The sequence below is a fragment of the Paracoccus panacisoli genome, assembly GCF_042435015.1.
Taxonomy (GTDB): domain Bacteria; phylum Pseudomonadota; class Alphaproteobacteria; order Rhodobacterales; family Rhodobacteraceae; genus Paracoccus; species Paracoccus panacisoli.
Genome location: NZ_JBHMQU010000058.1, coordinates 1,780 through 11,961 on the forward strand (window position 1 = coordinate 1,780; position 10,182 = coordinate 11,961).

Genomic DNA, 10,182 nt, shown 5'->3' on the forward strand with positions numbered 1-10,182 from the left:
TTCTGGTACGAGCAGCCGACCGAGGCGCAGTTCCGCAGCGCCGACCGCGACGGGATCGTGCTGATCGAGGACTGGCAGAACAACGAGTTCCGCGCCCTCGTCCACCTCGACCGGCTGTCGAACCGCTATCTCTACGTCACCCGCGACGTGGACGGCAGCCTGCTGGGTCTGCTCGACGACACCCGCGCCACGGTCGGCGAGTATCAGGAGCTCGAGCGCACCCGCAGCCGGGTGCTGGCCGAGTTCTCGCTGCTCTACCTTGGCTTCGCGCTGCTGCTGGTGGCGGCGGCGATCTGGCTGGGGCTGTGGTTCGCCGAGCGGCTGTCGCGGCCCATCGGGCGGCTGGCCGAGGCGTCCGAGCAGGTGGGCGAGGGGAACCTCGACGTGCAGGTGCCCGAGCCCGACACCGGCGACGAGATCCAGGTGCTCGGGCAGAGCTTCAACCGCATGACCCGGCAGCTCAAGACCCAGCGCGAGGAGCTGGTGGAAAGCTACCGCGCCGCCGACGAGCAGCGGCGGCTGTTCGACTCCGTGCTGGCCTCGGTCACCGCGGGGGTGATCGGACTGGACGAGGCGGGGCAGATCGACTTCGTGAACCGCTCGGCCACGCGGCTTCTGGGCCTCGACCCCGAGGCCGACCACGACCGCCCGCTGGCCGAGGCGGTGCCCGAGTTCGCGCCGCTGTTCCAGCGCCTCGGCGCCTCGGTCGCCGACAGCGTGCAGGACGAGGTGCGGCTGAACCGCGAGGGCCGGATCGAAAGCCTGCTCGTCCGCATCGCCGCCCGGCTGGCCGAGGACGGGTCGGTGGCGGGCTACGTAATCGCCTTTGACGATGTGACCGAGCTCGTTTCGGCGCAGCGCATGGCCGCCTGGGGCGACGTGGCGCGGCGCGTCGCGCACGAGATCAAGAACCCGCTCACCCCGATCCAGCTGTCGGCCGAGCGCATCCGCCGCAAGTTCGGCCGCCTCGCCACCGCCGACGAGGACCGCGAGGCGCTGACCCAGTACACCGAGGTCATCATCCGCCAGACCGGCGACCTGCGCCGGATCGTGGACGAGTTCAGCCGCTTCGCCCGGATGCCCGAGCCGGACCGGCGCGAGACCGACCTCGCCCGGCTGTTGCGCGAGGCGGTGGTGCTGCAGCAGGACGCCATCGAGGGCGGGGTGGCGACCGCCATCCCCGACGCCCCGGTGATCGTCGACTGCGACGCGGGCATGATGGGGCAGGTGTTCACCAACCTGCTGAAGAACGCGGGCGAGGCGCTGCGCGACCGCCCGGCCGGCGACTGGCAACCCGCCGTCACGGTCGAGATGCTGGCCCGCCCCGACGCGGTCACCATCCGCATCTGCGACAACGGCGTAGGCCTGCCCGAGGACCGGGGGCGGCTTTTCGAGCCCTACGTGACCCTCAAGCCCGGCGGGACCGGGCTGGGCCTGCCCATCGTCAAGAAGATCGTCGAGGAACACGGCGGCACCCTGACCCTCACCGACGCGCCCCCCGACCCCACCGGCCACCGGGGCGCGTTGGCCGAGATCCGCATCCCCCGCGAACGCCAGCCGGTCCGCATGGCCGCGTCGCGCAAGCAGAAACTGGAAGAGGCGAACGGCACATGAGCGACATTCTGATCGTTGACGACGAACGGGACATCCGCGAGCTGATCGCGGACATCCTCGGCGACGAGGGGTTTCCGACCCGCACCGCGGCGAACTCGGACGAGGCGATTGCGGCGCTGAACGCGGAAGAGCCGGCGCTGATGATCCTCGACATCTGGCTCAAGGACAGCCGGATGGACGGGATCGACATCCTCAAGCAGGTCAAGCGCAACAACCCCTCGGTGCCGGTGGTCATCATCTCGGGGCACGGCAACATCGAGATCGCGGTCGCGGCGATCAAGCAGGGCGCCTATGACTTCATCGAGAAGCCGTTCAACATCGACCAGCTGATGGTGGTCATCACCCGGGCGATGGAGACCAGCCGCCTGCGGCGCGAAAACGTGCAACTGCGCCGGAAAGAGGTCACGGCGGCCGAGATGCTGGGCCACTCGGCCCCGTTCCGGCGGCTGCGCGACAACCTCGACAAGGTCGCCAAGTCGAACGGCCGGGTGATGCTCTCGGGCGAGCCGGGCTCGGGCAAGGAGCTGGCTGCGCGCTACATCCACGCCCATTCGCCGCGCGCCGACGCGCCCTTCGTCACCGTGCCCTGCGCCACCATCGAGCCCGAACGGATGGAGGAGGTGCTGTTCGGCCGCGAAACCCCCGAGCGCGGGATCGAGCCGGGGCTTTTGGAGCAGGCCCACGGCGGGGTGATCTACTTCGACGAGGTGGCCGACATGCCGCTCGGCACCCAGCCCAAGATCCTGCGGGTGCTGACCGAACAGCAGTTCCAGCGCGCCGGCGGCTCTGACCGGGTGCGGGTGGACCTGCGGGTGATCTCGTCCACCAACCGCGACCTCGGGTCCGAGATCGCCGCCGGCCGCTTCCGGCAGGAGCTGTTCGACCGGCTGAACGTGGTCCCGGTGCCGGTCCCCTGCCTCGCCGAGCGGCGCGACGACATCGCCGAGCTCGCACGGCACTTCATTGCCCAGTTCCACGCCACCCAAGGGCTGCCCGAGCGGGAACTGCCCGACGAGACCGTGGCCGCGCTGCAAGCGATGCGCTGGCCGGGCAACATCCGGCAACTCAGGAACGTGATCGAGCGGGTGCTGATCCTCGGCGACGGCACCGGCCCGATCCAGCCCGGCGAGCTCGACACGCAAGGGGCGACGCCCGACAACGGCGAGGCGCTGGCGCTGGGGCCGCAGATCACCGCGCTGGCGCTGCGCGAGGCGCGCGAGCTGTTCGAGCGGGAATATCTGCTGGCGCAGATCAACCGCTTCGGCGGCAATATCAGCCGCACCGCGCAGTTCGTGGGGATGGAGCGCAGCGCGCTGCATCGCAAGCTCAAGTCGCTGGGCGTCGTGGGCGGGATGCGGGTGGACGACGAGATCATGGCGAAATAGCGCCCCCGCCGCCCCCCCCTTGCGCGGGGGCGAGCCCGGACGCCTTCGGCGAGGGTGTTCGGGCCAGAAAGAAGCAGCGGGGCGCGCGCCCTTTCTTTCTTGTCCAAATATCCCGGGGGTCCGGGGGCTGGCCCCCGGTCCGGCGGTCGGGGCCAGCGTCAGTCGCGGGCCAGCGGATCCCAGCCGCCCGGGGTGCGCTCGACCGTGTCATCGTCCTCGGGCGCGTCCTCGGGGGGCGCGCCGTCCAGCGCCGCAAAGGCGATGCGCTGGCGGTCGGTCCAGAGCACGCGGATGCGGTGGCCGTCCTCGCCCGCCGTCTCGCCCTCGACCACGCCCGCGGCGTGCAGCCAGGCGCGGCGACGGCCGTCCTCGAACGGGACGGTGACCTCGGCCGCGACCCGCGGCTCGTCGAGCACCCGGGCCAGCGCAGCGTCGATGGCGGCGACGAGGTCCTCGATCCCCTCGCCCGACAGGGCGCTGACCGCCTGCACCCCCTCGCGCCGCGCGTCGGTGCGGCGCAGCGCGGCGCGGGTCTCGGGCGAGAGCGCGTCGATCTTGTTCCAGACCTCGATCAGCGCCACGTCCTCGTCCACCCCCAACCCGTCGAGGATGTCGCCGACGTCCGCCGCCTGCTCCTCGGTCTCGGGGTGCGAGATGTCGCGGACGTGCAGGATCAGGTCGGCCTCGAGCACCTCTTCCAGCGTGGCGCGGAAGGCCGCGACCAGCTCGTGCGGCAGGTCCGAGATGAAGCCCACGGTGTCCGACAGGATCACCCGCCGCCCCTTGGCCTCGCCATCCGCGCCGGGCAGGTTCACCGCCCGCATGGTCGGGTCGAGCGTGGCGAACAGCATGTCCTTGGCCACCACCTCGGCCCCGGTCAGGCGGTTGAAAAGCGTCGATTTCCCGGCGTTGGTGTAACCCACCAGCGCGACGATCGGATAGGGCACCTTGGCGCGCGCCGCGCGGTGCAGCGTGCGGGTGCGGACCACGCGCTCGAGCTGGCGGCGCAGGCGGATCATCTGATCGTCGATGGCGCGCCGGTCGGCCTCGATCTGCGTCTCGCCGGGGCCGCCGACGAAGCCGAAGCCGCCGCGCTGGCGTTCGAGGTGGGTCCAGGCGCGGACCAGCCGGGTGCGCTGATAGCTGAGCGCGGCCAGTTCCACCTGCAGCACGCCCTCGCGCGTGCGGGCGCGGTCGGCGAAGATTTCCAGGATCAGCCCGGTGCGGTCGAGAATCTTGACGTCCCAGTGCTTTTCCAGGTTGCGCTGCTGCACGGGCGTCACCGGCCCGTCGATCAGCACCAGCTCGGCCCCCTCGCCGTCGGCGGCGGCGGCGATCTCGGCCCCCACCTCGTCGAGCTTGCCGGACGAGAACAGCATCCCCGGCGCCGGGTTGCGCAGCCGCACGACGCTGGCCCCCACCACCTCGATGGCGGGCAGGGCGCGGGCCAGCGCCACCGCCTCTTCAAGCGCCAGCTCGGGCGAGCGGCGCTGCCCCCGGCGGTCGCCGAGGTCGGGGTGGATGACGTAGGCGCGGGTCGGGCGGGTGGCGGTCGAGTGCGGCTCCGCCACTCAGTCCTCGCCTTCGTACAGGCTGATCGGCTGGCCCGGCATGATGGTCGAGATCGCGTGCTTGTAGACGAGCTGCGACTGGCCGTCGCGGCGCAGCAGCACGCAGAAATTGTCGAACCAGGTGATGACGCCCTGCAATTTGACGCCGTTGATGAGGAAGATCGTCACCGGAACCTTGGCCTTGCGGACGTGGTTCAGAAACGCATCCTGAAGGTTCTGCTTGTCGCCGGCCATGCGGGACACCTTTTCTTGTTATTGGGCAGGATCAATACGTCGGGCAGACAGTTCACATCTAGGCGAGCGCCCCAAATGTGACAAGCCGACCCGTGCGGGCGGCACGGGATGCCCGGGCAGGGTGTTTCCCTTTCGCAACGGCACGCTATGCTCGCCTCCGCCTGATCCCCGCGTTGAGGAGCGCCCGTAGATGCAGTCCGTGTTTCACCTTGCCTATCACGTCACCGATCTGGACGCGGCGCGGGCGTTCTATGGCGGGGTGCTCGGCTGCGCCGAGGGACGCTCGACCGACACCTGGGTCGATTTCGACTTCTTCGGCCACCAGATCAGCCTGCACCGGGGCCAGCCCTTCGCCACCACGAACACCGGCAAGGTCGGCGACCACATGGTGCCGATGCCGCATCTGGGCGTGGTGCTGGGGATCGAGGACTGGCGCACCCTCGCCGACCGGCTGACCGCCGCGGGCGTGCGCTTCGAGCTTGAGCCGCACATCCGCTTTCCGGGCGAGCCGGGCGAGCAGGGGACGATGTTCTTCCGCGACCCGTCGGGCAACCCAATCGAGGTCAAGGGCTTCGCCGACACCGCCGGGATCTTCGCCCGCTAAGTCCCCGCCCTAGCGCCGCCACGCCCCGGGCGAGAGCAGCGCGAGGATCGCCAGCATCTCGAGCCGACCGGCGACCATCGCCGCGGCCAGGATCGCCTTGTTGACCGTGGACAGCCCCGCCCAGCCGGCCCACGGGCTGCCGGCGATGCCGGCGCTGCCCTCGAACACCGGGATCAGCGGGATCGCCTCGGCGAGCTGCCCGGTGTTGGTCAGCGCCGCGACGCTGAGGATCGTCGCCGTCTCGAAGGCCACCGGCCTCAGCGAGACGAGCGCGATGGTCACCACGATCGAGAGCGCGAAGACCATGAAGAAGACGAAGGCCAGATAGGCGCCGCTGCCCCGCAGCCGCCGCGTGATCGGCCCGCCGCCCGCGACCGAGGCGGGGTGGACGATCTTGTCCAGCTCGCGCCGCGCGTGCAGCCCGAGCGCAAAGACCCGCAGCAGCTTGACCCCGCCCGCCGTGGTGGCGACGCCGCCGCCCATGATGGCGAGGCCCGCGAGCATCAGCCCCGGCGCCGAGAGCCCGGCCCAGGCGCGCGCACCCTCCCAATGGACCGAGGTCCAGCCGGTGGTGGTCAGGAACGACAGCGCCGTGAACCCCGCCCCCCAGGCCGCCGCCGCCGCCCGGGCGAGCCCGCCGGCGAGGCTGTCGGCGGCAGGCTCGGGCGTCGAGACCGGCTGCACGCCCTCGTCGAAGGCGCCGATGAAGGGCCGCAGGAACAGGACCAGCGTGACCAGCAGCACCAGCCCCGCGGCCATCCGCAGCTCGGGGTCGTTGCGCAGGCGGCGGCTGGCCTTCAGCTCGCCACCCCCCGGCCAGCCGCGGCGGGTCAGCGCGGTCAGCATGAAGGCCGCGATGAGGGCCTCGGCCGCGACGCCGCCGCTGGCGCCCACCGGCTGCCCGGTCAGCCCGACGCCGCTGGTCGAGAGCGTGCCCATCGCCCGGATCAGCGAATCGAGGCTGCCCGCGCCGGTCATCATCAGCAAGAGCCACAGAAGCCCCGTGGCGCCCGCGTACATCGGCACGATGGACTGCCCCCAGCGGATCATCCGCAGCGCCGGGTCGGCGAGGTGGGCGGCATAGTCGCGCCCCGGCCGCAGCTGCGACCTGGTCGGCCCCTCGATCCGGCCGAAGCGGTCGTCGGCCCCGGCCGAGCGGTCCATCACCTCGAACCCGCCCAGCCGCAGCGGTGCCATCATGGCGATGGCCGCGACGAGGATGAACATCCCCCCCAGCCATCCCAGCGTCGCGCGCCACAGATGCAGCGTCGGCGGCAGCTTTTCGGCGACATAGAGCGACGCGCCGGTGGTGGTGAGGCAGGACAGCATCTCCCACCAGGCGTTGAAGAGGCCGGTGTCGGGGATGACCGCGGCGAAGGGCACGGCGGCCAGCAGCGGCAGCCCGGCGAAGACGCCCAGAAGCGTCGCCAGCACCTGCGGCGCAGGCGCGGTGGCCGGGGCGCTCGCCGTGGCGAGCCCCGCGATCACGCCGAGGACGAGAAGTCCCGCGGCGCTGCCCGCGAAGATTGCGGCGATGTCGGGGGCGCCGGTCGCGGCGGCGTGGGCGGCGGGGATCAGCATCGCCAGCGCCAGCACCAGCGCGGCGATCACCAGAACCGGCAGCCGTCCGAGGCGATCCACCCGCGCCGCCCCCTCAGAACCAGTCGGCCGAGATCTGCAGCAGCTGCTCGACCTCGGCGATGTCGCCCGAGAGCGCGAAGATCAGCACCAGGTCGCCGGCCTCGAGCCGCGTGTCGGGGCGCGGCTTGATGACCTCGCCCTGCTTCTCCACCGCCGCGACCAGCGCCCCCCGCGGCAGGTCGAGGTCGCGCAGCACCGCCCCGGCCAGCGGCGAGCCGGGCAGCACCTGCGCCTCGATCAGCTCGGCCTCGGCGTCGCCCATGGCGTAGACGTCGCGCACGAGGCCGCGGCGGATGTGGCGCAGGATCGAGCTGACGGTGACCGCGCGCGGGCTGATCTGGGCGTCGATCCCGAGGCTTGAGGCCAGCGGCAGCAGCGTCGGGTCGTTGATCAGCGCGATCACCATCCGCGCCCCCGCCTGCCGCGCCCGCACGGCGGCGAGGATGTTGGTGCGGTCGTCCTCGGTCAGCGTCACCACCGCGTCGGCCTGGCGCACGCCCGCCTCGGCCATGACCTCGGGGGCCATGCCGTCGCCGTGCAGGACGATGGTGCGCTTGAGCCCCTCGGCGGCGGCCTCGGCGCGGTCGCGGTTGCGCTCGATCAGCTTGACGTTCATCGCCGCCCGGGTGTCGAGCGTCTGCGCCACGGCCAGCCCGATGTTGCCGCCGCCGATCAGGACCACCCGGCCGATCCGCTCGGCCGGCATCCCGAAGATGTCGAGCGTGCGGGCGATGTCGGCCTCGGGCGCCACCACATAGGCCTTGTCGCCCGCGTGCAGCTGGTCGCCCGGCTCGGGGGCGAAGAACCGCTCGCCGCGGCGGATGCCGACGACGATGGCGCGCAGGCCGAAGAAGGTCTGGTCGAGCTGGCGCAGGGGCGCGTGCAGGATCTGGCATTCGTTGTCGAGCGACAGCGCCACCATCCGCACCTTGCCGTCCATGAAGGTCTCGGTGTCGAAGGTGCTGGGCGCATCGAGCCGCGCGAGCGCCGCCTGCGCGACCTCGCGCTCGGGGCTGATGACCACGTCGATGGACAGGCTGTCGGCCTGGTAGAGGTCGGCGTATTCGGGCTTGAGATAGCCGCGGCCGCGGATCCGCGCGATCCGGCGCGGCACGGTGAAGAGCGCGTGGGCGACCTCGCAGGCGACGATGTTGACCTCGTCCGAGGCGGTCGCGGCGATCAGCAGGTCGGCGTCGCCGGCGCCTGCGCTGTCGAGCACCTCGGGGTGGCTGGCGTGGCCCACGACGCCTTGGACGTCGAGCGCGTCGTTGGCCTGCTGGATCAGGCGGTGGTCGTGGTCGATGAGCACGATGTCGTGGCGCTCGCCCGAGAGCTGCCGGGCGATCTGCCAGCCGACCTGACCCGCGCCGCAGATGATGATCCTCATGCCGCCCCTCGCCGCGATGCTGGCTTGGGGATAGGCGCTCAGGGGCGAGGGGGCAATGGGGTGGGGTGTTTGCGGGGGGACACGGGGGTGGCGGAGGTGGCTCCGGCCCCACGGATAGCCGGGCAACGGCCGTTCCAGCGATGCGGCGGTCGCTCCGCGCCCTAAGGTTAGCCGGGCAACGGTCGTATCCGGGGGGGGAGGAGGCACTGTGTCCCACAGTTGGCTGCGCGTTCAGCCCGGCGGCCTCGGCAGCGGAGGCTCCGCTCCCTATGGCTGGTGGCGCCACGGCCGTTTCTGGCAGTAGCGGAGGTGGCCTACGGATGGCCGGGCCATCCAGCGCACCGCGCTCCAAGGACCGCCGACTTCCCCGCCCTACTGCTCGCGAAACGCCCGCACGAAATAGTCGCTCAGCGGCTTGACCAGATAGGCGAGCGGGCTGCGTTCGCCGGTCTGGATGTAGACCTCGACCGGCATCCCGGGGATCAGCGCGAGGTCGCCCAGCTTGTCGCGCTCGGACTGCGGCAGCGTGACCTCGGCGCGGTAGAACTGCATCCGCGAGGCCTCGTCCACCACCGCGTCGGCCGAGACGCGGGCGAGCGTGCCGTCGATCTCGGGCGTGGTGCGGCTCGAGAAGGCCGAGAACCGCAGCACGACCTGCTGCCCGACATGGACCTCGTCCACGTTGATCGGGGCGATGCGGGCCGCGATTACCAGCGGGCGGTCCTGCGGGATCAGGTACATCACCGGCTCGGCCGGGCGGATCACCGAGCGGGGCGTCGTGACCTGAAGCTGGTGGATGATCCCCGAGACCGGGGCGCGGATGTCGAGCCGGGCGATCTGCTCGGTCAGCCCGCGGCGGCGCTCGGCCAGCTCGAGCTCGCGGTAGCCGAGGTCGCGCAGCTCGGTCTCGGCCTGCTCGCGCCGGGTCGCGGCGAGGCGCAGCTTGCTGATCCCGATCTCGGTGATCTGGGTCTGCCCCTGCGCGCGGCCCGCCTTGAGCTCGCCCAGCTGTCCGTCGAGCCGCGCCGCCTCGCGTTCCAGCGCCAGCACCCGCGGGGCCTGCGCGAGGCCCTTGTCGAGCAGGCTCTGCGCGTCCTTCAGCTCGCGCCCGATCAGCACCCGCTGCTGGTCGAGCGCGGCGGACTGCGCGTCGATCCCCTCGATCTGCTGGCCGACCTGCTCGGCCTGGGCGTCGAGCTGCTCGGTGGACTGGTGCAGCGTGTCGAGGCGCGAGCGGAAGAGGCTCGTCTGCCCGTCGATCATCGCCTGAAGGTCGGGACGGGAGGGCGCCAGCTCGGTCAGCTCGGTCGGAAAGGTGATCTCGGGCTGGTCCACGCGCTCGGCCTCGAGCCGGCCGCGTCGGGCCAGCACCTCGAAATACTGCCCTTCGACGATGGCAAGCTCGGTCCTGAGCAGCGTCCCGTCGAGGCGGATGAGCAGGTCGCCCGCGGCGACGGTCTGGCCCTCGCGTACGGCGATCTGCTCGACCACCCCGCCCTCGGGGTGCTGGACGACCTGACGGTGTTGCTCGACCTCGACCTGGCCGGGGGCGACGACCGCCCCGGCGATGCGCGAGAAGACGGCCCAGCCGCCGAACCCGCCGATGAGCAGCAGCAGCCCGAAGACCCCGAGCAGGACCGCGCCGCGCGCCGACCAGCGGGCGGCGGGCGGGGTGGGGGGCGGGGTGAGCGGCGCCCCGGTGGCTGGCGGGCCGCCGCGCCCGGTGCGGCGTGGAGGCCGCGGCGG

General features: G+C 71.9%; 8 protein-coding genes. 3 read left to right on the top strand and 5 right to left on the bottom strand.

All coding sequences use genetic code 11. The annotated features are described in order from the left end of the window. Both ACFHYO_RS11925 and ntrX read left to right on the top strand, forming a co-directional pair. Nucleotides 1-1,614: sensor histidine kinase (locus ACFHYO_RS11925; protein WP_394320655.1), on the top strand; the 1,614-nt coding region annotated here is incomplete at its 5' end. Next, nucleotides 1,611-2,999, top strand: a complete 1,389-nt coding sequence (ntrX, locus tag ACFHYO_RS11930; RefSeq protein ID WP_036704456.1) for a nitrogen assimilation response regulator NtrX — start codon at nucleotides 1,611-1,613, stop codon at nucleotides 2,997-2,999. The genes ACFHYO_RS11925 and ntrX, both read left to right, overlap by 4 nt. Nucleotides 3,000-3,157: 158 nt before the next feature. Here the strand turns inward: ntrX and hflX are convergent, their stop codons facing one another. Both hflX and hfq read right to left on the bottom strand, forming a co-directional pair. After that, nucleotides 3,158-4,570, bottom strand: coding sequence for a GTPase HflX (gene hflX / locus ACFHYO_RS11935; protein ID WP_394320657.1), 1,413 nt, complete (start codon nucleotides 4,568-4,570; stop codon nucleotides 3,158-3,160). After that, entirely contained in the window at nucleotides 4,571-4,804 is a 234-nt protein-coding gene (gene hfq / locus ACFHYO_RS11940; protein WP_020949330.1) for an RNA chaperone Hfq, read from the bottom strand. It abuts the gene before it with no gap. A gap of 190 nt (nucleotides 4,805-4,994) precedes the next feature. Between hfq and ACFHYO_RS11945 the strand changes: the two genes are divergently transcribed. Continuing rightward, nucleotides 4,995-5,408 carry a VOC family protein gene (locus ACFHYO_RS11945; protein ID WP_036704454.1) on the top strand — a complete coding sequence of 138 codons (414 nt, stop codon included), beginning with the start codon at nucleotides 4,995-4,997 and terminating at the stop codon, nucleotides 5,406-5,408. 9 nt (nucleotides 5,409-5,417) lie between these two features. Here the strand turns inward: ACFHYO_RS11945 and ACFHYO_RS11950 are convergent, their stop codons facing one another. The 3 genes from ACFHYO_RS11950 to ACFHYO_RS11960 form a co-directional block, all read right to left on the bottom strand. Then, a complete protein-coding gene (locus ACFHYO_RS11950) occupies nucleotides 5,418-7,049 on the bottom strand; it encodes a TrkH family potassium uptake protein (protein ID WP_394320660.1) in 1,632 nt (543 codons plus the stop codon). 13 nt (nucleotides 7,050-7,062) lie between these two features. Further along, nucleotides 7,063-8,436, bottom strand: coding sequence for a Trk system potassium transporter TrkA (trkA, locus tag ACFHYO_RS11955; RefSeq protein WP_394320662.1), 1,374 nt, complete (start codon nucleotides 8,434-8,436; stop codon nucleotides 7,063-7,065). 372 nt (nucleotides 8,437-8,808) lie between these two features. Beyond that, nucleotides 8,809-10,071, bottom strand: coding sequence for an HlyD family type I secretion periplasmic adaptor subunit (locus ACFHYO_RS11960; protein WP_052513245.1), 1,263 nt, complete (start codon nucleotides 10,069-10,071; stop codon nucleotides 8,809-8,811). Nucleotides 10,072-10,182 lie beyond the last annotated feature (111 nt).